Annotated in this window: 23 protein-coding genes; 5 read left to right on the top strand and 18 right to left on the bottom strand. The window is 42.9% G+C overall.

All coding sequences use genetic code 11. The features are described 5' to 3' along the window. Positions 1-95 precede the first annotated feature (95 nt). The 8 genes from IEX80_RS26535 to IEX80_RS26500 all read right to left on the bottom strand — a co-directional run bounded on the left by IEX80_RS26535 (position 96) and on the right by IEX80_RS26500 (position 9,143). Entirely contained in the window at positions 96-836 is a 741-nt protein-coding gene (locus IEX80_RS26535) for an SDR family oxidoreductase (protein WP_188834690.1), read from the bottom strand. Positions 837-1,134: 298 nt separating this feature from the next. Beyond that, positions 1,135-2,064 (bottom strand): helix-turn-helix domain-containing protein, encoded by a 930-nt coding sequence (locus tag IEX80_RS26530; protein WP_188834689.1) that lies wholly within the window; start codon positions 2,062-2,064, stop codon positions 1,135-1,137. Positions 2,065-2,186: 122 nt separating this feature from the next. Further along, a complete protein-coding gene (locus tag IEX80_RS26525) occupies positions 2,187-3,647 on the bottom strand; it encodes a DUF4097 family beta strand repeat-containing protein (RefSeq protein WP_188834688.1) in 1,461 nt (486 codons plus the stop codon). Further along, the gene (locus tag IEX80_RS26520; protein WP_188834687.1) at positions 3,628-4,203 is read right to left on the bottom strand and encodes a hypothetical protein; all 576 of its coding nucleotides are present in this window, start codon (positions 4,201-4,203) and stop codon (positions 3,628-3,630) included. Before IEX80_RS26520 ends, IEX80_RS26525 begins: the two co-directional genes overlap by 20 nt. Next, positions 4,200-4,760 carry an RNA polymerase sigma factor gene (locus IEX80_RS26515; protein ID WP_090534670.1) on the bottom strand — a complete coding sequence of 187 codons (561 nt, stop codon included), beginning with the start codon at positions 4,758-4,760 and terminating at the stop codon, positions 4,200-4,202. Before IEX80_RS26515 ends, IEX80_RS26520 begins: the two co-directional genes overlap by 4 nt. Positions 4,761-5,234: 474 nt before the next feature. Then, positions 5,235-5,765, bottom strand: a complete 531-nt coding sequence (locus IEX80_RS26510; protein WP_188834686.1) for an AAA family ATPase — start codon at positions 5,763-5,765, stop codon at positions 5,235-5,237. Positions 5,766-5,958: 193 nt separating this feature from the next. Then, positions 5,959-7,266, bottom strand: coding sequence for a M20/M25/M40 family metallo-hydrolase (locus tag IEX80_RS26505; protein WP_090534667.1), 1,308 nt, complete (start codon positions 7,264-7,266; stop codon positions 5,959-5,961). A gap of 2 nt (positions 7,267-7,268) precedes the next feature. After that, positions 7,269-9,143, bottom strand: coding sequence for a M61 family metallopeptidase (locus IEX80_RS26500; RefSeq protein ID WP_188834685.1), 1,875 nt, complete (start codon positions 9,141-9,143; stop codon positions 7,269-7,271). Positions 9,144-9,401: 258 nt separating this feature from the next. Here IEX80_RS26500 and IEX80_RS26495 point away from each other — a divergent pair, with 258 nt between their 5' ends. Further along, positions 9,402-9,683: a hypothetical protein gene (locus IEX80_RS26495; protein ID WP_090534662.1), complete on the top strand. Its 282-nt coding sequence runs from the start codon at positions 9,402-9,404 to the stop codon at positions 9,681-9,683. A gap of 102 nt (positions 9,684-9,785) precedes the next feature. Here IEX80_RS26495 and radA read toward each other — a convergent pair whose 3' ends face one another. The 3 genes from radA to IEX80_RS26480 form a co-directional block, all read right to left on the bottom strand. After that, positions 9,786-11,198 (bottom strand): DNA repair protein RadA, encoded by a 1,413-nt coding sequence (radA, locus tag IEX80_RS26490; protein WP_188834684.1) that lies wholly within the window; start codon positions 11,196-11,198, stop codon positions 9,786-9,788. 103 nt (positions 11,199-11,301) lie between these two features. Further along, positions 11,302-13,587, bottom strand: a complete 2,286-nt coding sequence (locus tag IEX80_RS26485; protein ID WP_188834683.1) for a hypothetical protein — start codon at positions 13,585-13,587, stop codon at positions 11,302-11,304. Next, the gene (locus IEX80_RS26480) at positions 13,517-14,542 is read right to left on the bottom strand and encodes a hypothetical protein (protein ID WP_188834682.1); all 1,026 of its coding nucleotides are present in this window, start codon (positions 14,540-14,542) and stop codon (positions 13,517-13,519) included. Before IEX80_RS26480 ends, IEX80_RS26485 begins: the two co-directional genes overlap by 71 nt. Before the next feature lie 148 nt (positions 14,543-14,690). Here IEX80_RS26480 and IEX80_RS26475 point away from each other — a divergent pair, with 148 nt between their 5' ends. Next, on the top strand, positions 14,691-15,068 hold the full coding sequence (locus IEX80_RS26475) for a barstar family protein (RefSeq protein WP_188834681.1): 378 nt from the start codon (positions 14,691-14,693) through the stop codon (positions 15,066-15,068). Between the two features lie 78 nt (positions 15,069-15,146). Here IEX80_RS26475 and IEX80_RS26470 read toward each other — a convergent pair whose 3' ends face one another. Then, positions 15,147-15,314 carry a DUF3606 domain-containing protein gene (locus tag IEX80_RS26470; RefSeq protein ID WP_176628781.1) on the bottom strand — a complete coding sequence of 56 codons (168 nt, stop codon included), beginning with the start codon at positions 15,312-15,314 and terminating at the stop codon, positions 15,147-15,149. A gap of 132 nt (positions 15,315-15,446) precedes the next feature. On the opposite strand from IEX80_RS26470, the gene IEX80_RS26465 reads away from it, so the two are divergent. Next, positions 15,447-15,686, top strand: a complete 240-nt coding sequence (locus IEX80_RS26465; RefSeq protein WP_188834680.1) for a hypothetical protein — start codon at positions 15,447-15,449, stop codon at positions 15,684-15,686. Positions 15,687-15,840: 154 nt separating this feature from the next. On the opposite strand, the gene IEX80_RS26460 is transcribed toward IEX80_RS26465, so the two are convergent. From IEX80_RS26460 to IEX80_RS26440, 5 genes are all read right to left on the bottom strand, one after another. After that, positions 15,841-16,080, bottom strand: coding sequence for a hypothetical protein (locus IEX80_RS26460; protein WP_188834679.1), 240 nt, complete (start codon positions 16,078-16,080; stop codon positions 15,841-15,843). A 66-nt stretch (positions 16,081-16,146) separates the two neighbouring features. Beyond that, positions 16,147-16,830: an SAM-dependent methyltransferase gene (locus IEX80_RS26455; protein WP_188834678.1), complete on the bottom strand. Its 684-nt coding sequence runs from the start codon at positions 16,828-16,830 to the stop codon at positions 16,147-16,149. A gap of 430 nt (positions 16,831-17,260) precedes the next feature. Beyond that, positions 17,261-18,811, bottom strand: a complete 1,551-nt coding sequence (locus IEX80_RS26450) for an Rne/Rng family ribonuclease (RefSeq protein WP_090534648.1) — start codon at positions 18,809-18,811, stop codon at positions 17,261-17,263. Positions 18,812-19,121: 310 nt separating this feature from the next. After that, complete coding sequence (locus IEX80_RS26445; protein ID WP_188834677.1) at positions 19,122-19,976, bottom strand: tetratricopeptide repeat protein; 855 nt, start codon at positions 19,974-19,976, stop codon at positions 19,122-19,124. 12 nt (positions 19,977-19,988) lie between these two features. Then, positions 19,989-20,285, bottom strand: a complete 297-nt coding sequence (locus IEX80_RS26440; RefSeq protein ID WP_090534644.1) for an HU family DNA-binding protein — start codon at positions 20,283-20,285, stop codon at positions 19,989-19,991. 485 nt (positions 20,286-20,770) lie between these two features. Here IEX80_RS26440 and mutY point away from each other — a divergent pair, with 485 nt between their 5' ends. Together mutY and IEX80_RS26430 are read left to right on the top strand one after the other, a co-directional pair. Beyond that, on the top strand, positions 20,771-21,817 hold the full coding sequence (gene mutY / locus IEX80_RS26435; RefSeq protein WP_188834676.1) for an A/G-specific adenine glycosylase: 1,047 nt from the start codon (positions 20,771-20,773) through the stop codon (positions 21,815-21,817). Between the two features lie 24 nt (positions 21,818-21,841). After that, complete coding sequence (locus IEX80_RS26430; RefSeq protein ID WP_090534639.1) at positions 21,842-22,252, top strand: single-stranded DNA-binding protein; 411 nt, start codon at positions 21,842-21,844, stop codon at positions 22,250-22,252. A gap of 88 nt (positions 22,253-22,340) precedes the next feature. Here IEX80_RS26430 and IEX80_RS26425 read toward each other — a convergent pair whose 3' ends face one another. Continuing rightward, the gene (locus IEX80_RS26425) at positions 22,341-22,835 is read right to left on the bottom strand and encodes a hypothetical protein (protein ID WP_188834675.1); all 495 of its coding nucleotides are present in this window, start codon (positions 22,833-22,835) and stop codon (positions 22,341-22,343) included. Between the last annotated feature and the right edge of the window lie 27 nt (positions 22,836-22,862).

Genomic DNA, 22,862 nt, shown 5'->3' with positions numbered 1-22,862 from the left:
AATGATTCTATGATTATTATTCCTGTCTCTCGCTGTCTTGCTTCTTGACTCTTGCCGTCTTGCTTCTATCATTCCCCCTTCAGGGGTTATGGGGCTTACGCCATTGCACCATTTGCCCCGATATTTTGCGCAGAGATCCATTTGGCGTCGTCGTTTGCCAGGAAGGTTACTATTTTGGCGATATCTTCAGGTTCGCCGATGCGGTTAAAGGCTGATAATGATGCCAGGCGGTCAATGATTTCCTGTGGCTTGCCTTTGGTAAACAGTTCGGTATTTGTTGGACCGGGAGATACTGTGTTTACATTAATGCCCCTTGCGCCCACTTCTTTGGCAAATACGCGGGTTAATTGCTCCACCGCACCTTTGGTGGCTACATAGGTAGCATAAGTTGGCATCATAACGCGGGTAGTGGTTGATGAAAAATTGATGATACTGCCGCCATTGGCCAGTTTAGTTGCGGCTTCGCGCATGGTATTAAATGTTCCGCGAACGTTGATCTCAAACTGGCGGGTAAAATCCTCGTCGGTAGTGTCTTTAATTAATTTGGTGATCATGATGCCCGCGTTGTTTACCAGTACATCAATTTTGCTGTAATGAGCTATCGCTGCGTCAAACATGGCTGCAACTTCATCGGCCTTGCTAACGTCGGCCTGCAGCGCAATGGCGTCGCCGCCTTGTTGTTTGATGGAGTTTACGGTTTGGTCGGCAGCTTCTTTACCGCCTGCGTAATTGATAATTACTTTAGCGCCTTCGGCTGCTAATTTGTGGGCTACTGCTGCACCGATACCTCTTGAGGCGCCGGTTACTAATACTACTTTTGATGCTAATGTGTTCATGGTTTCCTTTGTTATTTTATTTGTGTTTTGTTGTCGTTGATTGACAATACAAAGGTGGCAAGGGCGAGGCCTCTGAATGATACACATATCAAAGCATTACATACGAATATCTAAGAAGCTATTTAAAAACGATAATTTCCAAATGTAGAGACGCATCACATGCGTCTCCCGCATGCAATTTTCGCATGCCTTGCCTATGGAACGCGGCTTATCCTACGGAAGACGCATGTAATGCGTCTCTACAAAAACCAACCTGTCCTGATGAGATTATAAAAACAGGGATTCCCGGCGATATTAGCTATATCCCCGCATGCGCCTTCCTGAACAGCACCGGCGACATATCCGTATGCTTTTTAAAATAATTACTGAAATGGGTAGCTTCAGAAAAACCCAGGCGATATGCAATTTCTTTAATGGAAAGTTTCGAGTTCTGCAACAGGGCCTTGGCCTCAGCTATAGTTTTTTCGGCAATCCAGGTGCTGATGGTTTTGCCCGTTTTTATTTTGATAACGTTACTCAGGTAGTTGGGATGAAGGCTTTGCGCGTCGGCGTAGTCCTGCACCCGGAAAGCCTGTTCAGCTGTACCATTGCTCAGGTCGCGGTAATGTTTTTCAAGCAGGCGTTTAAAGTTTTTTACAATTTCCGAGCTCCGGTTGCCTTCATATATCGGGTTATAATCTTTCCAGAAATATTCTTTGAATTTTAACAGCACCACCACAAACAGGTTACCGATGATCCGGTAACGATATGGGCTATCTGAATTATACTCTTTCAGAATTTGATGGTATAAAATATCAAACTCTTCAAAAACTTCGGGCGTAAGCACGCGGGCCGGAAATGTTTCGGCCAGCAGAAAAGGAAACTCATCAAAAATATTGGCGTGTACGTTTTCCTTCAAAAACGATTCGCTCAGCGTAAACAGGTATACATCGCCAATACGCTCCCAGTTAAACGAACGGAAATGGCCCGGATTGGTAAAGTAAATAGCTCGCGGCTGCAGCTTATGATTTTGCTCATCAATGGTATAATCACCACTCCCATCTTTAATGAAGGCAAAAACAAAAAAGTTAAGCCTGCTCAAGGGCGATTTAAACGGCATCGGCTGATTAATATCTTTCAGGTTAAAAACCGTAAAATCGGTATGTTTTATCAGCTCAAGTGGTAAGCCCAGGTGCTTGTATTGATCATAAAGGGTATTAAAGATCTGTTTTTCACTATCCTGGTACATGGGTGAGATGTTTACTCCAAAGCTATGAGGGATACGGGAGATTTGCAAGACGCAGGCGAATCAATAAAAAAACGGCGCATCAGTTACGATACGCCGTTTTCTATTGTACATCTAATACATTTTTAATCAAAACTTACGCTGCCGTAACTGGTACTGATTGTAATGGTTTTATCACTACCACCTTTACCTAAATGACCTTTGTAGGTTTTTGTCGGACTATAGCCACGTTCACCGTCGGCAGGGGTTTTACTGGTGATGTTAACATCATGGCCGCTATAGTTAAAGCTACCGTAGTGAACAGTGATATCAAAATCAGCATTCTGGCCGTCGCTCACTCCCAGTTTTACACTTGAATATGATGAATTAACCGAAAGATTTTTCACATTTTTATCAACCTCTTCAATCTTTAACGCCCCACTGAATTTAACGTTGATATTACCCGAAGTAGTAATACGGCCAATTTTAGCCGAACCGTAGCTTACATCAGCATTGAGTTTATCACAATCACCAAGATTAAGGCTGCCATAGGCTACATCCAAATCGCTGCCGGTAAGGTTGCCGATAGTTGCACTGCCATATTTAACCCTGATCTGGCAAGCTGGGTTGCTTAAGGATTTGGCGCTAAGGCTGCCATATGAGTTATTGATATTGAGTTTACCGCTCAGGTCGGGCAACTCGGTACTGCCATATTTGTTGTTAATGGTAAGCGGATTTTTGGCGGGCATGTAAACGGTATAATTGATCTCCATTTTACGCACAGAGTTTTTCTTACCAAACAGGTTGCTCCAGCTGCCGTTATCATCATCGTTTTGATTGATGTAAGTTTTGAACGATACACCCGAGCCGTCTTTGCTGTCCCTGATAGTTACGTTATCAAGCAGTTTTTGTGCTTTATCTTCATCATTGGCCCCAACCTTAATCTGTACATCAACCTTAACCTCACTTTTAGCCCAGGTAATTACCGTGATCTTGCCAAATTTGTTATCAATGTTAATCACATCGTTGCCATCAATATTATAGCTTTTGCTGTAGCTTTTGGTTTTCTCAACTATGTCCCCGTTTTGCAACCGTTTTTCATAACTCTCATCACCATCATAACTATAGCTAAAGTTCTGGTCGAAGTTTTTAAAGCCGAAGTTTATATTAGGACTAAGCATCTCAAATTTATCGGCAAACTTCAAGCTGTCAAATCCTTTAAACTTCATTTTAAATTTTAGCGTGTCGAGCTTTTTAAGTTTAAGGCTATCCTTAAACTTAAAAGCAAGCTGTTTGTTCAGCTTCAGCATATTTTGCATTCTAAAATGCAATTGCTTTTGCTGCTGCACGCGCAGGTTGCTCATTTCCTTTTGCAGTTCGCGCATTTTGGCGTTCAGCTCCTTCATTTTTTGCTGATATTCCTTGCTGTCGGTTACCGAAGTCCAGCCATCCCCGTTCAATTCAGCGGCGGGAGGCGGTGTAGGAGGCAATTTTGGCATTGCCGGCGCAGGCGGGGCTGCAGGACTTACCTGTGCAAAGTTTGCTGTACTTATGGCTAATAAGCCGATAAGCATAAGCAGGGCCGGACTAAATATTTTTGGTTTCATTGTTTTGTTCCTTTTTCATCTGGTTAAACTGTTCAATTACATTTAATTGCTGAGTTAGCACCTCGGTTTGTATTTGCAGGTTCCGGATCATTGCACGTAAAACACGTTCCTGGTTAGGGCTGGTGGCTAAATCACTGTTTAGTTTTTTATAGGTGGAATCCATCTTGGCTATCTCGGCGCTGAACTCCTTGTATAGCTGAGGATCATTTTTAGATGCTGATTTAAGTTCGGTAAGCTTGGTTTCAACAAGCGATGCATAGCGCACCTGCTGTTGTGCGTACTCGGGGTTAATAGCGGCAAGGTCAACGCCTTTTGTGCCTTTTTGGCTTTGTATATATATGCCGAAGCCTATGCCCATTATGATGATCACCGATGCGGCCACTTTTAGCACGAAGCCCAGCGAAAAAGTCTTTGCTTCCCGCTTTTTTGGTTGTTCCTGCTCCTGGTCCAAAAAATTGAGCTGTGCCTCAATTTTACCCCACAAATCTGCCGATGGTTCTATTTCGTTAAATTCCTCGTTATTGTCGTGCATGAAATCTTCAAATCGCTTGCTCATGATACTTGTCCTTTCCTGTTTAAAATTTCAATTAACTTTCTTTTAGCTCTCAAAAACTGGGTTCTTGATGTGTTTTCTGATATATTCAATATTTGACCTATTTCTTCGTGGTCATACCCTTCAAGCAGATATAATGATATCACCACGCGATAGCCATCGGGCAACTGTTTCATGCCTTCTTTTACCCTGGCAACCTGGTACTGCAGGTCTTCATCGTCCCAGCTCTCGTCATCGGCAATATTTTCAAGATGGCCATCTTCCAGCTCAACCAGTTCCAGCTTTCGTTTGCGCAGCAGGTTGATCGACCGGTTTACAACGATCTGCTTAAGCCAGAGGCCAAATGTGGTATCCTGCCTAAAATCCTTCAGCTTGGCAAAGGCATCCACAAAAGCTTCCTGCAGCACATCTTCTGCTTCGGCAATATCGCCCACTATCCGAAAGGCTACGTTCAGCATAGCTTTCGAATACAAACGGTAAAGCTCATAACAGGCTTTTTTGCTCCCCTGTTTGCACTCAATTACCAGGTTGTAATGTTTATCAATATATATTGCTTCCAAATTCGCGACCGGCTTCAGGTTAATAGACGCAAGGCATTTTGCAACGTTGCACGTATGTGAAAAATATTTTTTTAATAAGGAATAATTTTTTTGACAGTTTTAAGTTAAGATGGATTTAGATAAGCAAATCGCCTGAAAAATGCCTGACAAAATAGTTTGATAAAACAGCATAATCAAGACGTGTCATTGCTTCGCTCCTAATGATACACTCATAAGTTATTGATTATTAAATATATTTTAAAAATCAACTCTATAAATATTGGGCGTTGCCTGCGGCCCGTGCTATGCGCTCATACTGCACAGGCATTAGCCACAAGGCCGGTATCCGCTCCTATCACTAACGCGGCCACCGCATAACATCACTAAAATATATATTGTACACGTTATCACTTTTTTTAGGATTTCACATGGTGGTTCCTCCAATGAGGCTTTTTTAAACATCATCTGCACATCATCCAGCAACATCTTTTAATCCTAAAAATCAGGGTTCAGATATTCATCCACCGCTTTCACCGCATTATCATACCTATCCTGCCCAAGGCCTGATATTACTACATACCGGGCGTTGAGCGCCTGGAGTTCGCGGTGCCAAACGTTCATGAAATATGCGCGCTTGGTTGGGAAATTGCGCAAGGGATCATCCTGCCAGGGCAGATCGATATCTAAGAGTAAATAAAAATCATAAGGATGGTGGGGCAATTCGTCAAGCACCTCCTGCGGGGCGCTGCCAAACATTTCCTCGCTCCAGATCTTTACTGTTAAAAAAGTGGTATCACAAATCAGGATCCCGTTAGCCTGCGGCAGCAGTTTTTTTTCGAGCGCCAGCTGCCCGTGAAACATGTTCACCTCATCCTGCCAGGTACAATCGCCCTTAAGGTTTGCACAATACTCGCGCGAATACTCGGGTACAGCCAGAGTATTGTAATGCGCCGCCAAATATTCAGACATGGTAGATTTACCTGTTGATTCGGGGCCTACAACTGCTATTTTGAGTATTTTGTTCATGAGGTAAAATTACATTAAATAAAAATCTCCTCATGGGAGGGGGCGCGGTGGATGGTGCGGCCGCAGGGGTGTGTTCTTCGCGCGAAGAGAAACACACCCCTCCACCCCTCTCAAGAGGGGAATCGCACAAGGCCTTCGCGTTTAGCGATGGCTTAGTTATTTTATCGAAACCAGACTACCTCTAATCTCTCCTCTACTCCGTTTTCTTCGGAACCCTTGTTGGTGTATCCTGGCCCGAAACTATAGTGCGCGAGCTTAGGGCTATCGCGCGGATGGTCGAAGTGATATTATTCACATCCAGCGAACTAAATTCATCGCCAACAGTATGGTATAATTTGTCAATATCGATCTGGTCGGTTGAGATGGTGTGGGCCGGTACGCCAACTTCGGCCAGCGACGCGTTATCACTTCTGTAAAACAGGTCCTGGTCCGGGTAAGGGTCCGGGTAAAACTTAAAGGCTGTGCCTTTCAGGTTCTTCTGCAGGATCTTGCCAAAATCAGATCTTTCAAACCCGGTAATAAATGCCGAGTTAGTGCCAAATTTAGATGCCTTACCAATCATTTCGATGTTGAACATGGCAACTACCTTATCTGCATCTATTTGTTTGGCAAAATACTGCGACCCGTATTCGCCAATTTCTTCGGCAGTAAAGGCTACGAAAATAAGCGTACGGGCATTATTGTTGAGCTTTTTATAGTATTTAGCCAGGCTCAATACAGCGGTTGTGCCCGAAGCGTCATCATCCGCGCCATTGGCAATGCTGTCTGTTACGCCGGGTTTATCAGGTTTGATAATCCCTAAGTGGTCATAGTGTCCCGAAAATACCACATATTCATTCGGTTTGGTTTTCCCGGGGAGGATACCGGCAACATTAAACAGCGGCAATTCTTCATTTTTGATATCACAGTTAACATCAAACAATGCTGTGTTATCGAACTTGCCCAATACAAATACCAGGGGCTGCTTTACTGTGCCTTTAAAATTTGTGCTGCCTGTCCCCAGGTACGACTTAACCCGGCTAAACAAGTCTTTAAATTTAGGGTCGATCAACAAAAGTGTTTTTTTGCCGCTTTGTGAAGCTGCCCGGTACTCGGTCCTGAAATTTTTATCCGCACCAACGGTAACTACCTGTACATCTTTATCGCTTGCCCATTTAAACGAATCCGTACTGCTTGCAAACGCGCTGTCGGCAGCAATAGTCTTACCATCGATGCTTACAGTCAAGCTAACAGGGGTCGACCGTACCATCGTAAAGTTTTGACGGTAACCGGTATTGCCTGCCATAGGTTTAAGACCGGCCTTTTTATATTCGCCCTCAATAAATGTAGCGGCCTTTTCAATGCCCGGCGTAAAAGTGGCCCTGCCCTGCATATCATCGGCCGACAGGGTTTTGATAATCCGGGTTACATCATCTTTACTAATGAGTTTATTAACATCTTGCGCAAAACCATAAGCCGAAACGCTTAACAATGCCGCTGTTATTATCGAGATCTTTTTCATAGTTATTTGACTTTTGATTGCAGCCAGTTGTTACGGAAAGTTTCCTGCTCTTTGCTCAATTGTTTGCCTGCCTTTTCAAAGGTTGCCACTTCAAAGTTGGGGTTTTCCTCAAGCGTTATCGTAGTTTCATGGGCACCGGTCCGGTTTTTATAGTTTACCATGATCTTATCGCCCGGCTTTTTATCGGCAATGGCATCACTAAACCCTTTCTGATCTTTAATATCTTTTCCATCAACTTTCAGGATCACATCACCCGCATCGATGCCTGCTTTGTAAACCGGGGTGCCTATAGTCGTGCTCGACAATATTGGCAAACCTTCGGCATCCGCGGCGCGTACCTGCCCGGCGCGGCCACGGCCCGGCGTAACTGCCAGCGGACCGGCCCAACCTTTGCCCGGCTGTACTTTACGCAGTACCAGGCCTGCTTTAGCCAATAGTTCTTCGTAATTGTTTTTATCGGTCCCGTTAATGTAACGCTTAAAGAAATCAGCAGCAAATTTGGGGTTGTTGGTTACTTTGCCCAAATCGGTTTGGAGATCGGGAATGGTATACGGTTTCATTACCTTACCGCGTGTAAGCCAAACAGCACGCATGTAATCATCAAGCGTCATGTTAAAATCGCTGCGGAGGCGAAGGTCGAGCGCCAAAGCGATGGCGCCGCCATAAGTGTAATAACTGGTAAAATCGTTAACGTTGTTGTTAGGATCTATAGATACACCAGCATCGGCAAAAACCGAATAGCGGCTCATTTGGGCGGCCGAATATTTGGCAGCGGCAGGTGTGTTTAAGATCTGGTTTACCAAACCGGCAATGGTTTTGGTATAATCATCAACCGTTACAAAGCCGGCGCGGGTAAGTAATAATTCGCCGTAATATTGCGTAAAACCTTCGGCAAACCAAAGCTCACTGCTCATGTTGGCGTGTTCAAAGTTAAAAGGCTCCAATGATTTTGGGCGGATGCGTTTTACATTCCAGCTATGGAAGTATTCATGAGCATAAACACCCATGAGGTTATTTTCAAATCCTTCAACCTTGGGTGCCGGAATAGTTATAGAAGTGGAGTTACGATGTTCCATACCGTCGCCTGATACAGCAGGATTTACATCGCTAACAAAAGTGTACTCGCCAAAATCATAAGTGGGCAGTTCGCCAAATACGGCTTTTTCTTCCAACACCAGCTTCTGGATCATCTTGCCGAAGTTATCAATCACACCCTGGCTATCGTCTGAGTGCATGGTCAGGTTTATTTTTTCTTTCTTACCATCGGTATTTACTACTTCCCAACTGCTAACGTTGTAATTGGACAGTTCGGTAGGGCTATCCATCATATATTGCAGATTGGGTGCGCTGTACACATTTGAGCCTTCATGTTTAAGTTGTGAAGCTACTTTCCAGTCGTATTTATCAATGTCGTTAAACTCAAAGGTAAGGGGACGTTTATCCTGCCCTACCACCCACATAAACGTGGCGGGCATATTCAGGTGGGCATGGCTCGGATCGATAGAAGCATAAGTACCATCGGTCCAGTTGCCAAAAAGTGTATAGCTCACTTTCACCGCTGCCGGGTGTTCTCCCACTTCGTAAACATCGCCTTCAATTTGGGTTAAAGGCAGCTCCTTACCTTCAACATCGGTAGCTTTAACGTTATAAATATTTTTACCAAACTCATGGGTTGCATACCGGCCGGCAGATGAGCGGCTCATCCGTACCCTGAAAGCCCCTGATGGTGCCTGCGGAATGGTCATGCTTATCTCAGCCTCATGATGGGCGGCGTTTGGGAATGATATGGAATAGTAAATTGCTTTTTGTGGTTCCTGCTGTGCCATAGCACTGCACGCAAGTACCGAGGCGGCGGTAAAGAGTAGTAATTTTTTCATCAACTTAAATTATCTGCGCTGAAATTACTATTAAATCACGAAAAAATAATATCAATATTATTATGCAGAAAATCGTTCTTAAAATAGGTAATGCAATCAGCAGGCGGATAAAATGATTTTTTTTTCGCTCACTTCTACATGTTAATTGTGGCAGGTTTAAAAAGCGTTAGCGTAAAGAACCCCTAAACCCCATTTAAAAAGGCTTAATCCGGTCGCATTCATTTTATTATATGTACATTTAAAGAAATTTGCCGGCTTATGATCCTTTTTTCAAAAAGAAATCTATACTACACCGATTACCAATGGACTACTTACATCCCGAATGATCCACGTGTAAATGGCAGGCCCGATCATACTGCGTTCAATAAAAATGAAGGGAACGAAATGGTATACCTGATCAACAAGTTAATGATGATATGGGATTATCGTTTTGCCAACACCGGCAATAAAATGGAAAAACTGATCCACGATAAGCTACCGGCCGAAATCTCCAGCCAGGAAGATGTGCAGAACTGGCTTAAATTAAACCTGAAATTTTAGGCAAAAAAAGCTAAAAACGGAATGCTTAAAGCTTAAAGCAGGAATAGCAGGAAGCAAGTTAATCGCTTTTCGCTTTGGGCGTTCGGCTTTAAGCTTCCGGCCCTATCCAAACAATAAGCTAAAAACCTCTTCAATACTGCTCACAATCTTAATGTCGATATCATAGCGTGACAGATCCATCCGCTTTTTATCCTGACCGCTGGCAGGGAGGTTGTATTTAGAGATAAAGATCTGGTTAAAGCCAAGTTTCTGCGCTTCGGCAATACGCTGCTCAACACGGTTCACCGCCCTAATCTCACCCGAGAGACCGAGCTCCCCAGCAAAGCAGGTTTTGAACGGAATGGGCATATCCTCATGCGATGATATGATGGCCGCCGCCAAACCAAGGTCAATAGCCGGGTCCTCAACCCTGATACCGCCGGTAATATTCAGGAACACATCCTTTGCACCCAACCTAAAACCGCAGCGTTTTTCCAATACAGCCAACAACATACTCATACGTTTGGTATCGAAGCCTGTAGCAGTACGTTGTGGCGTTCCATAGGCCGACGCACTAACCAAGGCCTGGGTCTCAATCAGCATCGGCCTCATACCTTCTAAGGTAGCCGAAATAGTGATGCCGCTCAATGGTGTTTCCCGGTGCGAAAGCAGGATCTCCGACGGATTGGACACCTCCCGTAATCCTTCCCCCATCATTTCGTAAATACCCAATTCGGATGCCGAGCCGAAACGGTTTTTGATGGTGCGCAATATGCGGTAAACGTGGTGCCTGTCGCCCTCAAACTGCAGCACGGTATCAACCATGTGCTCCAATATCTTCGGCCCGGCAATCATACCGTCTTTGGTAATATGACCAATTAAAAATACCGGCGTCGAAGTCTCTTTGGCGAAGCGAAGCAATTCGGCAGTACACTCCCTCACCTGTGATACACTACCCGGCGTCGACTCGATATGTGCCGAATGCAGAGTTTGGATAGAGTCGATCACTACCATATCAGGTTCTAATGATTCTATCTGTTTAAATATGTTTTGGGTGGATGTTTCCGTCAGTATATATGCCCCCTCGCCTATGACTCCCCCTTCGGGCGAAGCTAACCTTTCGGCCCGCATTTTTATCTGTCTTTCACTTTCCTCGCCCGATACATACAAAACTTTTTGGTTTGGCATATTGAGCGCAAGCTGCAGCATCAGGGTTGATTTGCCTATGCCCGGCTCTCCACCTATCAATACCAGTGAACCGGGCACTATCCCTCCTCCCAAAACGCGGTTAAACTCTTTATCGGGAGTTGGCATACGATGCTCTTCGGTATAAGTGATCTCCGTTACGGGCACGGGTTTATTGGCCCGCTGCTGACTGGTTGATGCAGGCTTCCAGGCAGGTACCGCTGCATTGCCTTTTTCAATCACCTCCTCAACAAAAGTGTTCCATTGCTGGCATGACGGGCATTTACCCAGCCACTTGGGCGATTCAAAGCCACAGCTTTGACAAAAATACGCGATCTTGGATTTGGCCATTATTAATCAGATGTGCAGATTACAGATGTGCAAATATGCAGATTATTTTGATTTTTACTAAATTAATTAGCAAAACACATTGACAAATACTACTCAATTACCTTTACTTCTTATCTGCATAGATCCTGAAATAGCCACACTCCTTCAGCACTTCTTTATAGTAGGCCGTTTTATTATATTTTTCTTTCAGCTCGGCAAAATAATTGTAATACGCGCCGGTAACAGGCTGACTGGCTTTTATATCGGCAAACTTGTCGGCACCTTTAAAGTTTGGGTCATTGTAGATTTCATTCAGCGCGCATTTGCTCAGCATAAATGTACAAAGGGCACGTTGCTCGTCAGTCGCGGCGTTTTTCCGTGCCAGTTCATAATACCTGATAGCTGTACGCATGGAGGTTAGCTTATCATCCATCCTTTCTTCTCCCTCATAATAATAACGACCGGTAGGGCCCGATGCAACTACATCCCCCTCATAAAACAGCCTCGCGTTACCATAATAGGTAATGTTATAATAGGCATTAGCAACAGAAAAAGCATTACGATAAATATTTTTCCCGTTTTTAATATCGGTATCCATTGTATATAACGTTTCTAAAAAGGCTAATGGTGTAAACTTTTTCATCTTCATAGCCGCATGGTCACAATCATGACAATCAACTAACCTGCCGGCAAAAGGGTTGCCGGCAAGCACAAAATCTTCGGGCTTCATTTTTTTAAGCCGGGCAATAGCTTCCGGTAATTTTTGCTGATAAGCCAGCACAATAGCCTTATGATAATATAAATTATTAAGTGTTATAGGATAATACCGCAGCATGGCTTGCTCAAATGGTGTTTTGTCAGACTTATTCAACAGATCGATCATATGCTGGACCCTGACGCTATCCGCATAAAAACCCTGTGCATTGTTGTTAAAGCATACCTCCCTGATTGGGTTGCCTTGCTTTTTATAAAGCTGCGATATGGCAAGGTTACAAACCGAAATGGCATTATCAAACCGCAGGTCTTTGATCTTAATCTTACTATCGCGTAGGTTGGCAAGCCAGTTAAGAGGCTCCGTTAATTTTGCCTCCGCAGCGGCATCCATTTTTTTAAGGTTTTTGATATATAACATCAGGTCGAGCAACTTGCCCTGTGCTACAATCATTTTGTCACCGGCAGGGAACTGGCTTTTTGCTGTAGCGTAAAACTTACCGGCTGCGGTGTAGTTGCTATCCAAAAAGTTAAGGTACCCTGCCGCGAGGTTCCAATAGTAAGGCTTGGCTGTATTATTTGTAAGGGCGATGCTCTCCACGAGGCGTTTGCCGTTGTCATCGGATTTTATTACCGAATCGGCAGGTTTACCATCTCCTGATGAGGCCTCCCTGATATTAATCAGACGGCTTAGCAGCAGGTCCAGCTTTTCGGATTTTGGGTTGATAGTCGCGATAGTTTTTATAGCCCTTGCGGCATCATATTGTACCCCCATCATATGCCACAGGGTTATTTTCTCTTCCGGCGTTTTGGCAAGCCTGAGTGTGGCATTCCAATCACTTTCATTTTGCGGGTGGAAGCTCCAGAAGCTCGGGATCTTTAATTTATAAGTGTAATCATAACAAAGGCTGTACAGGTAGTTTGATAGGGCGTAGTTTTTTTGCCTGTAATAATATCCGGCTACATAGCCCATTGTACGGTAGTAAATGAGGTTTTTAGGAAAATGATCTTTGAACTGATTAAACAAGCTAACAGTTATTGCCGACGACGAATTATCCAGGAAGTAATAATAACGAACGGCTTGAAACCATAAACGCTCCTTGATAAAAGGATCTGTTTCGGCATCGAAGGCACTAATCAGCGTTGAAGCCAGCTTTACCGGCGAATGATTGGGCTTTACCTTATCCCACGAATAATATTGATCGTTTACCGAATAAACCTCACTTATTTTGGCCAGCTTAAGGTAGCTATAAAAAGCTTTGAGCATTTTTGCCGATACAGTACCAGTACTCATAACGGGGTATTTAGCGGGCAATACTTTGAGCGCGCCAGCTGATTTACGGGAAATGGAATCAACAGCGCCGGCACTGGCTTTAATAAGCAGGTACTGAAGTGACGCTTTGCTGAATTGATGGTTAAAATGATCGTACCATTCGTCAACAATAATATCGTTATACCAGGTATTGCTCCCATCAGTATAGCCTAAGCCATAGTAAACTTCGTTACCCGTGTAAAAGAAGGGGGAGTATTGCTTGTTGACAAAATATTCGGGGGAAAAAACTGAATATTCTTCCTCATACGAGTCGGCACAGGCCCAGATTACGCCCGCTATCGTTAGCGTACAAAAACTAAAAACGAGCAGAAATTTGCGTAAGGGTTTCCTGGTTAAATTTTGAAAGGTCGATATTGGCCAGTTCATAGTAGATGATGGTTGTATGTTTTTGTTTAGGCAGATGCTGTGTTAATTGTATGGCGGCAGCATTCAATGTATTGCTGTCCGTTTCTTCAAGTTTAAAAATATCATTTTGTTTGATATAAATTCCATCAAGAAAAAAGCTTGTTGTGGCCCGGTAGTTTGCCGGCCCTTCAATTGGTTCAAAATGAGCCCGATCAGTAAGTTGCCTTCGCCCTATTTTTCCATATACCTGGATCACCCGGCCCTCCCTGATATGAATAGCCCAGGAAAATAAAGGCAAGGCGATATCCAGCTTCAGGGGATAGCTGCCCAAGTAAACGATATACTTACCGGCATCATCTTCATTGTAAATTGAATTAGGCTGCTGCAGATCGGCGTTGAGCTTGCCCATGTTGTAAAACATCAGCACGCCTGCATCAACGGGTGGTATACCTGTACGCTCTTTAAATTTAACCTGGTGCAGCCTGATGGTAGCCTCCAGCCGTTTTTGGTTAAGCTTTTTAAATGCTTTAAGGAAGCTGAAGTATTTGTCCCGGGTACTTAATGACCAGTCGCAGTCGACCTGTACTTTGGTATAGCTGATCTTCTTTTCTGCGGACAGCTCATTTATTAGTTTATTGCAATGGCCGGCAAGGGCAGCAACAGCGGTATCGGCAGTGTTTTCAAAGGTTTTGTTGGTGATGTAGATAACCGGGGTAATATTTAAGCCCGCCGGGAGCTCATTGAGTTGCACAACGGCATTCGGGTATGAACGTTGTTCCTGATCATTCCAGCTTACATCAAAAAAACGGATATAGACATTATTGCCGGTTTGTTTTAATAAGCCGGCTTGTTGTTCGTTGAGCTTGAAGCCGGTTTTCCAGTAATAGAATGCAGTTGAGGCATTGCCGGGTTTTTTACAGGAGGTTAATGTAGATAGCAAAACTATAACTGTAAGCCAACCAAGAGATTTAAACATATTGAAACAGCAGACTATTTTATCGGAGTAAAGTACGGGATTTTTCGATAGATTGCTGAGGTGATACATGACTTATACTTTGCATGCGAACCACACAGCGCGGCCTTGCTACAGCGGAAAGCATAGGTTTAAGATAACGATCTACGATATGAAAAACATTCTTTTTATAAATGAACCTGGTCTATACTTTGATAAAGATGAATTCATAGCCTGCCTTCCTGAAATTGACGGAGAAGATGAACTGTTAAAAGAGCTGAGTGCGGTGCTTAAATTTCCCGGTTATTTTGGACATAACTGGAATGCCGTTTACGATTGCCTGTGTGATTTTCATTGGATAGAAAAGAAAGGAGTTGTACTGGTGCATAATATTATGCCCATGCTTACCGAAGAAAAACTAAAAGCATATATAGAGGTACTTCATGATGCAACTAAAAGCTGGGGCATTGATGAAGCACATTATTTTAAAGTGATTTTTTCTGTAAAATCAATGCCATTTTTAGAGTATATTTTAATGAATCTCAAATAAAAGCCCAGAACTTGTCTTGTACTGGTCGAAGTACGCTGTCGCTGAACTTCGACCAGTACAAGACCACCAATTAATACCTTACTTATTCAATTTCTTTTCAACCGCACTACGTTGGTTGGAGCCCGCTGATTTTTTTGCCGCTTCCACCTTTTTTGCGGTGGTTCCTTCTTTGCGCGCTTCATAGTTCAATTCGTGTGGTTGCTCTGATACAGAGTTCCTTTCCACTTTTACGCCTCTTTTTGACATAGCTTTTCTTATTAGATGTAACAGATTAACAACGCCACATTTCAATAGTTTTAACCACCGAGCAAATAATTGTTTTTTTAAATTAATTACAACTAAATGAAATGTGGCTTGTTCAGCTATAAAGAAAAAGCTATGAAATACCTATTTGCACAAAAAAACAATACCGGATTATGGATCACAGCCGGCATAACAGGAGTTTTGGCAGCAGGCGCGGGGATCTGGTTTTACTTCCGTGGCAAAAAATCAGATGAAACAGCCGGCCCACAAAAAGAACACGTCCAGGACTATCTTGAAGCCAAGCACCCCAAAAAGAAAAAACATAAAACCGATGTGGACGAGTTGGCAGACCTGGTACATCATCAGGCAGCCTGAAAAGACTGTATGCCCCTACTGGTCGGAGTTAAGCAGCCAGCACACCTTCGACCAGGAGGGTTGCCGGCACGAACCAAGCCGGAAGCAATACGACAACTATTATTAATTAAACGTTATCTGTGTGAAGGAAACGTACCGGTATTTAAACAAGTATTTACTCTTCTGATGTTAGCATTACAGCGCACAGCGCTCTTATGGTTTCAGCTAACTTGCCTTCGGCGTTTAACGCTATAAGTTCTGTCTCCCTAAAAGCACGTTTATGTGATTTCCCCTCGTGCTTCGCCTCTATAGTAATAAAGGCTTCAGCGTTTAAGCTATCAGGGCCTGATCTCGTTACCTTTAAAACTTCGAAGTTAGGCTCGAAAATCTCTTTTATTTTATCAATTATCTCCATATCTCAAAAATAAATGTATTGGTTTTAAAAAACATCAGATCAAATCGGGCTATTTTTCACATTTACTTATGTCTTGCTTTTAATAACCAACATTTGATTACCTCCTTTTTGAAATTCGTAATCCACTTTTTGTATATCAATATTAAAATCGCCGCCAAGCACCTCAAGTAATTCGTCAAAAAACAGGGGAGCCCCGGCATTGAGGTTCAATATTGGGAAGATCCGCAATTCGGGGCATATGCGCATGATCTCCTGTATCGCTTCCGTATGAAACTTTAACCCCAGATTATCATACAGCAATAAAAAATGAGAGCTTAGGCCCAACTCAAATGCATTATCAGCGAAAGAGGTTTTAGCGGGCATGGCATGTTTAATATATCTTTGCCGAAAGCAGTCCTGGTCAAAATCCCGCAGAAAATGGTTCATTGCGGTCATTCTTATTTCCTGCAGTTCTTCCACATCTTTAATGTTGTTCCAAACAAACTTATCGGCGTTAGCCCTCACCTGGCCTATCACTTCTACACAGGTTTCATCAATCCGTTTTCTGATATCATCAGTCGAAAATTGATATAAAGGATCGATGGAGGTAACCTGCTTACCCATTGCGTGCATCTCCGCATTAAAACTTGCCGGACCATCACCTATACTGACAATCTTTTTGGTAACATCATTGGCGCTGAGGTTAAACATTTGCTGATATTCGGTAAACGTGCGGCCCCAGGGCACAACGTTATTTAGTTCAAAAGCCATTATTATAATTTTTGTTACAGATAAAAAAGACGGACCTATATAATGATACTGCCAGACGGATACTGAAAAAAGGACTAATACCTGATAGTCGTTATGATACCGGCTGCACAAAGCTGTGACGCCACCAATTGAGTTTGGTTATGTGATAATTGATCATTGATGGGCAAGATATGATTAAAGACTGGCAATAGCAAGGTTTGTTATTTATTCTAAATGCTAACCAACATAACGCTGACGTCATCTCTGCTGCCATAAGGCTATTGCACCTGATACATATGCCGAACACAGCAACAGCCACGACAGGTAACACTGTTTTGAATTGGATTTAAGGTACCCTAAAAACCAAAAAGAGCAGATGCTCATCCAACACCTGCTCTTTTTAAAGATCTTTAATTTTGTGCCATTTTCAAACAGTTGCACTTCTGAATTTTTACAGTTTAATTTCTTCGTCTTTTGATGAGAAGAAATGGAATTCCGTGATCTGGTACGATGGGTTACTTTTAACCTTTATCCATTGGCCATATTTGATAAACCACTTCATTTGGCGGTTATAGATACCTTTTTTAATAAAGGCTTCAATATATGGGTGCACACACAGAGTTATTCCTTTTTCGTTTTGCTCGGTAAGGATGTAATTGAAATTGTTTTCAATATCGTCCATCAGCAAAATGGTTGGCCTTATCGTTCCGGTTCCGTTACAGGTAGGGCAAACCTCGCTGGTAACGATGTTCATTTCGGGCCTTACACGCTGACGGGTGATCTGCACCAATCCAAATTTGCTCGGAGGCAAAATGGTGTGCTTGGCACGGTCGTACTGCATTTCGGCACGCAGAAAATCAAAAAGCTCCTTACGGTTCTGCGGTTTGTGCATATCGATAAAATCGATCACCACAATGCCACCCATATCGCGAAGGCGTAACTGCCTTGCAATTTCTTTGGCAGCTTCTTTGTTTACCTGGTAAGCGTTCTCTTCCTGGTTTTCTTTGCTGGCTGTGCGGTTACCGCTGTTTACGTCAATGACGTGCAGGGCTTCGGTATGCTCAATTACCAGGTAAGCGCCACCGGCAAGGTTAACTGTTTTACCAAATGCGCCTTTAATCTGCTTTTCGATACCGAAATGGTCAAATATAGGCTCCTTATGCTTGTGCATGCGGACTATGCTCTCCATATCGGGCGAGATTTCATGAATGTATGACCGAATTTCTTCGAACATACTATTGTCATTGGTATAAATGTGCTGAAAATCGGGGTTCAAAATATCCCTGAGGATAGTTGATGTACGCCCAATTTCGCCCAATACCTTTTTTGAAGGCTCAACAGATGGCAGCTTGGTAATAAACTGTTCCCATTTCGAGATCAGGTCAAGCAGATCTTTCTGTAGTTCATCAACCCCTTTACCTTCGGAAACTGTACGGATGATAACGCCAAAATGCTTTGGCTTAATGCTTTCAACTACTTTACGGAGGCGTGTACGTTCAGTATTGCTTTTTATCTTTTTCGAAATAGAAATTGCTTCCGAAAAGGGTACTAAAACAACATACCGGCCCGCTATCGACAGGTCGGAACTTAAACGCGGCCCCTTAGTTGATATGGGTTCTTTAGCTATCTGTACCGGGATAAGCTGGTTTTTGGTCAATATCTCGGAGATTTTGCCTCCTTTATTGATATCTGCCTCAAGCTTAAACCCATCCAGTAGCTTTGACTGATATCCCCCGCTACGTACCTGCTTGGTTAGTTTAAGCAGGCTCTGCACCTGCGGACCAAGATCAAGATAATGCAAAAAGGCATCCTTCTCATAGCCAACGTCAACAAAGGCGGCATTTAAACTGGGCATGATCTTTTTGATGCGGCCCAGGTAAATATCGCCAACTGTATAGTTGTTGCTTACCTGTTCTTTGTGAAGCTCTACGAGTTGTTTATCCTGTAATAATGCAATGGTAGCCCCGTTGGGGGATGAATCGATAATTAATTCCTTTATCAATTGCTACTCCATTTCTTATAACGGTAAAAACCGTGTGTTAATAAGTGGGTAAAAAACACTAATAAATAAAAAGTACCCACCCCGGTTTGGGGCAGGTAAAATCACTAATGTTTAGTCTTAAGTCGTTGGTCGAAAGTTTAAAGTCAGAAAAAAAGACTTTGTACTTAAGACTAAGAACTATCGACTTAACATAAATGCTTATTTCTTTTTATGTCTGTTTTTTCTTAAACGTTTTTTACGTTTGTGGGTAGCCATTTTGTGTCTTTTACGTTTTTTACCGCTCGGCATAATAATAATTTTAAAATGTGTGTTAGTTATTTAATTCCTTAATATATCCATCAATGCGCTGACTGAAAACAGGGTCAGGCATCATTTCTTTGCATTTCTGGTAAGCGTCAATAGCTTCCTTTTTCATGCCTAATTGCTTATAGCTTTCGGCTAAATAGAAAGTAGGTTCCAGTTCCTGCTTTTGCGCAAGCAGTGTTTTAAACCTGCTTACCGCTTTTTCATACTGACCCGATTTCATGGCGAACATACCTAAGTTAAGGTTAGCGTTCCAATTTTTCGGGTCTTTTTTAACAACCTCAAGCAACAGCGCTATACCCTGCATAGGGCCTGCTGCGCCATTAACGTAAGCTATGCCCAACCCGGTTTTACCTTCAAGGCTTTCGGGTTGTAATTTCAAAGCATTTTGAAATGCTTCGGCAGCATCATTCACAAACGCAGGTTGAAATAAAGTATCCTGTGTAAGTTTATATGCATCATTAAAACGGTTACCTGCATTTATCCAGTCTTGTACCTTGTTTTCTTTACGGGCTAATGCCTGGTAATAAAACGCCGCAGGTGCGGGCTGGTTAACATCGTCCCAGTGCTTGGCAAGCTGTACTTGCAAAGCCGGTGCATCTGCGTCTGATGCTTTTTTTAGCTGGGCTTCAAGGTCATTGATCTTAGCCGCCAATGCATCCCCAATAGCTGCTTTGGCAGGGGCCGACACCATATCAACGGTAACATTAGCTGCCGGTTTAACAGCGCCTGCTGAGGCGGCCATGGCCGGTTTGCCGTTTTTATCGTCTTTTGGTTTTACCAAACCTTTTACGGGCAACCAATACAAATAGCCCATAATAACAACTACGGCTGCACTAACGACTATTTGTTTTTTATTCATGATGGCTTATAATTATTTTTTGCTGGTTTTGTTACCTGACTTTACTTTCTCAACAAAAGTTTTGGCCGGTTTAAAGCTTGGCACAAAGTGCTCAGGGATAATGATGGCAGTATTTTTTGAAATGTTACGTGCTGTTTTCTTAGCTCTTTTTTTAACCACAAAGCTACCGAACCCTCTTACATATACGTTTTCGCCGCCAACCATTGAGCTTTTAACAACTTTGAAAAACGCCTCAACAGTTTCCTGCACGTCTACTTTCTCTATACCTGTTTTTGATGAGATTTCAGTTATAATTTCTGCCTTAGTCATATCTTATTTACTTAATTTAATTTTATAAATACTTAACTGTTTTGGGGTTGCAAAAGTATTGCTTTATCCGTTAACAGCGAAATATTTATCCGTTTTTTTTTGCCAGGGCCGTAAAACCTACATTTTCGTTACAATTTTGAGTATGAGAGGCTTATAAATTACTGGTTAAACATCAATTTGCCGGTGTAAAGAAGTGTGAAAAAAAGTATGAAAATCTATCAATCCAACTGGTAGTAAAGGGCTTGTACTTTCACAGGTTAGTTGCCAATATTTATCTCTGATTTTTAAATATCAACTCCCCGGCCTCCTGGCTTTCTTCCTGGTTCCTGAATCTTAATTTCATATCTCCCAACCCTCCCTCCTCTTGTTGGTTCTTGATTGTCTGCCTCATGACCCTCCCTCTATGCCTCCTGCCCTCCTCTCTTGATTCCTGATTCTTGCCTTCTTGTTTCTTGCCTTCTTGTTTCTTAATTACTTTTACAACAATGAATTTTACCGACGAAGTGGTACAATGGTACTTAAACAACAAACGAAACCTGCCCTGGCGTAATACTACCGATTCTTATGTGATCTGGCTATCTGAAATCATACTGCAGCAAACCCGGGTAGAACAGGGTATGCCATATTTTTATCGCTTCCTGGAAAAATATCCTGATGTAAGCAGTTTTGCCGCTGCTCATGAAGATGAAATCCTGAAGCTGTGGCAGGGACTGGGTTACTACTCCAGGGGGCGCAACATGCTTAAAACAGCCCGGCTGGTACAGGAACTCCATAACGGCCGTTTCCCGGATAGCTATAATGAACTGATAAAACTAAAAGGTATTGGCGAATATACGGCTGCCGCCATCGCTTCGTTTGCGGCTAATGAAGCCAAAGCCGTGGTAGACGGTAACGTTTATCGTGTACTGGCGCGATACCTGGGTATCTATGAACCAATCAACTCAACCGGGGGTAAAAAAACATTTCAACAGACTGCCAATGATTTTCTTAATAAGAAAATGCCGGGACTGCACAATCAGGCCATGATGGAGTTTGGCGCCATGCTGTGCAAACCTAAAAATCCGGCCTGTGGTATTTGCCCTGTCCGCCTGGGCTGCGTGGCCTTCAACACCAATGCTGTAGCCGCACTTCCGGTGAAATTAAAAACGGTAAAAGTACGTGAGCGCTTTTTTAATTATTTCCTGGTAACCAACGGCGATACCGTTTTGATGAACAAAAGGGGCGATAAAGACATCTGGGCCAATATGTTTGACTTACCTATGGTAGAAACAAGCTCACTTTTAACCCTGACAGCGCTATTGAAACACCCCGAAGTTTTAGCTGTTTTTGGTGATGATATTGAAGCTACTGAAATCTCGCCGGTGCATAAACACATCCTTACCCATCAGCGGCTTTTTGTAAGGCTGATAAAAATTGAAAACCAGCCCCTCAAAACGCACGAAAACTGGGTTAAAATCAACGTTCAGAACCTGCCGGAGTTAGCTTTACCAAAAATCATTTTTATATTATTAAAAAATATTTTTAATTTGTAAAATAATTTTGCGTTAATTTATGGCATGTCTGGAATAAACAAAGTAATACTCGTTGGCCACTTAGGCAAAGACCCTGAAGTGCGGAATTTAGAAGGTGGCGTATCTGTTACGAGTTTCCCTTTAGCTACTTCCGAAACTTTTAACAAAGATGGCCGCAAGGTTGAACAAACCGAATGGCATAATATTGTAATGTGGCGCGGACTGGCAGAAGTAGCGGCCAGGTTTCTTTCAAAAGGAAAGCTGGTTTATATTGAGGGCAAACTCCGCACCCGCTCATTTGAGGATAAGGAAGGCATAAAAAAATACACTACCGAAATTGTGGCCGAAAACTTCACTATGCTTGGCCGCAAGAGTGATTTTGATACCGAGCCGTTAAAATCACCCTCAAAAAATGGGGACTCGTTTATAGATCATTTAAATGCCGAAGACTATTAAATTACCGATACTTACTAAAACATCTCCAAAAAAATGCCGGTAACACTTGTCACTGGCATTTTTCATATCCCGCAGAATTATAAATCGGTTATTGCTTAAAATAGTTCACACCCTGCGGCGCGGTACAATCGTCGGCCGGTCCGCATATATATGTCAACGTAAGTACATTCCCTCCGGCATTTAAAACCATAGTGTAGTTCGCCGTTACCGCAATGACGTTGCTAACCGCCGCCAGTTCGGAAACCGGACCAAAAACATTGTTTTTGTTTTGATAATCGGTTATATCATACAAGGTTAATACCGAATTCTGGATCTTATACTTTCCAACCCTTTTTGACGCTGTTCCGATAAGCTTTTTGGAAACCGAGTCGATACTGGTCACCGTACCTTCAAATGTGTGATCGGTTTTAAAATCGTATTCATATTGTGTCCATTGTTTTGAAAAAGCAGCAGGAACAATCCATTTTCCGGATATGTTTAGCTCGCTGTTTGTTGCCCTCTCTTTATGGCAGCCCCAAAAAGCGGTTACTAAAACAATGGCTAACAAGCCTAACACTTTGGCAGGATTCGTAATTTGTTTCATATCAATGATTACGCTCAAAAAAAGCGT

Origin of the sequence: Mucilaginibacter rubeus (genome assembly GCF_014643835.1) — a bacterium.
Taxonomy (GTDB): Bacteria; Bacteroidota; Bacteroidia; order Sphingobacteriales; family Sphingobacteriaceae; genus Mucilaginibacter; species Mucilaginibacter rubeus.
The sequence above is the reverse complement of the archived record's forward strand: the minus strand, read 5'-3'. Positions and strand labels throughout refer to the sequence as shown.

What these genes read in the sequence shown, in the direction of transcription:
- IEX80_RS26480 (WP_188834682.1), bottom strand. Translation starts at nt 14,542, where the DNA reads ATGTTTAAATCTCTTGGTTGGCTTACAGTTATAGTTTTGCTATCTACA.
- IEX80_RS26430 (WP_090534639.1), top strand. Translation starts at nt 21,842, where the DNA reads ATGTCTGGAATAAACAAAGTAATACTCGTTGGCCACTTAGGCAAAGAC.
- IEX80_RS26500 (WP_188834685.1), bottom strand. Translation starts at nt 9,143, where the DNA reads ATGAAAAAATTACTACTCTTTACCGCCGCCTCGGTACTTGCGTGCAGT.
- IEX80_RS26530 (WP_188834689.1), bottom strand. Translation starts at nt 2,064, where the DNA reads ATGTACCAGGATAGTGAAAAACAGATCTTTAATACCCTTTATGATCAA.
- IEX80_RS26440 (WP_090534644.1), bottom strand. Translation starts at nt 20,285, where the DNA reads ATGACTAAGGCAGAAATTATAACTGAAATCTCATCAAAAACAGGTATA.
- IEX80_RS26445 (WP_188834677.1), bottom strand. Translation starts at nt 19,976, where the DNA reads ATGAATAAAAAACAAATAGTCGTTAGTGCAGCCGTAGTTGTTATTATG.
- IEX80_RS26425 (WP_188834675.1), bottom strand. Translation starts at nt 22,835, where the DNA reads ATGAAACAAATTACGAATCCTGCCAAAGTGTTAGGCTTGTTAGCCATT.
- IEX80_RS26510 (WP_188834686.1), bottom strand. Translation starts at nt 5,765, where the DNA reads ATGAACAAAATACTCAAAATAGCAGTTGTAGGCCCCGAATCAACAGGT.
- IEX80_RS26505 (WP_090534667.1), bottom strand. Translation starts at nt 7,266, where the DNA reads ATGAAAAAGATCTCGATAATAACAGCGGCATTGTTAAGCGTTTCGGCT.
- IEX80_RS26475 (WP_188834681.1), top strand. Translation starts at nt 14,691, where the DNA reads ATGAAAAACATTCTTTTTATAAATGAACCTGGTCTATACTTTGATAAA.
- IEX80_RS26460 (WP_188834679.1), bottom strand. Translation starts at nt 16,080, where the DNA reads ATGGAGATAATTGATAAAATAAAAGAGATTTTCGAGCCTAACTTCGAA.
- IEX80_RS26485 (WP_188834683.1), bottom strand. Translation starts at nt 13,587, where the DNA reads ATGAACTGGCCAATATCGACCTTTCAAAATTTAACCAGGAAACCCTTA.
- IEX80_RS26470 (WP_176628781.1), bottom strand. Translation starts at nt 15,314, where the DNA reads ATGTCAAAAAGAGGCGTAAAAGTGGAAAGGAACTCTGTATCAGAGCAA.
- IEX80_RS26455 (WP_188834678.1), bottom strand. Translation starts at nt 16,830, where the DNA reads ATGGCTTTTGAACTAAATAACGTTGTGCCCTGGGGCCGCACGTTTACC.
- mutY (WP_188834676.1), top strand. Translation starts at nt 20,771, where the DNA reads ATGAATTTTACCGACGAAGTGGTACAATGGTACTTAAACAACAAACGA.
- radA (WP_188834684.1), bottom strand. Translation starts at nt 11,198, where the DNA reads ATGGCCAAATCCAAGATCGCGTATTTTTGTCAAAGCTGTGGCTTTGAA.
- IEX80_RS26465 (WP_188834680.1), top strand. Translation starts at nt 15,447, where the DNA reads ATGAAATACCTATTTGCACAAAAAAACAATACCGGATTATGGATCACA.
- IEX80_RS26535 (WP_188834690.1), bottom strand. Translation starts at nt 836, where the DNA reads ATGAACACATTAGCATCAAAAGTAGTATTAGTAACCGGCGCCTCAAGA.
- IEX80_RS26525 (WP_188834688.1), bottom strand. Translation starts at nt 3,647, where the DNA reads ATGAAACCAAAAATATTTAGTCCGGCCCTGCTTATGCTTATCGGCTTA.
- IEX80_RS26495 (WP_090534662.1), top strand. Translation starts at nt 9,402, where the DNA reads ATGATCCTTTTTTCAAAAAGAAATCTATACTACACCGATTACCAATGG.
- IEX80_RS26520 (WP_188834687.1), bottom strand. Translation starts at nt 4,203, where the DNA reads ATGAGCAAGCGATTTGAAGATTTCATGCACGACAATAACGAGGAATTT.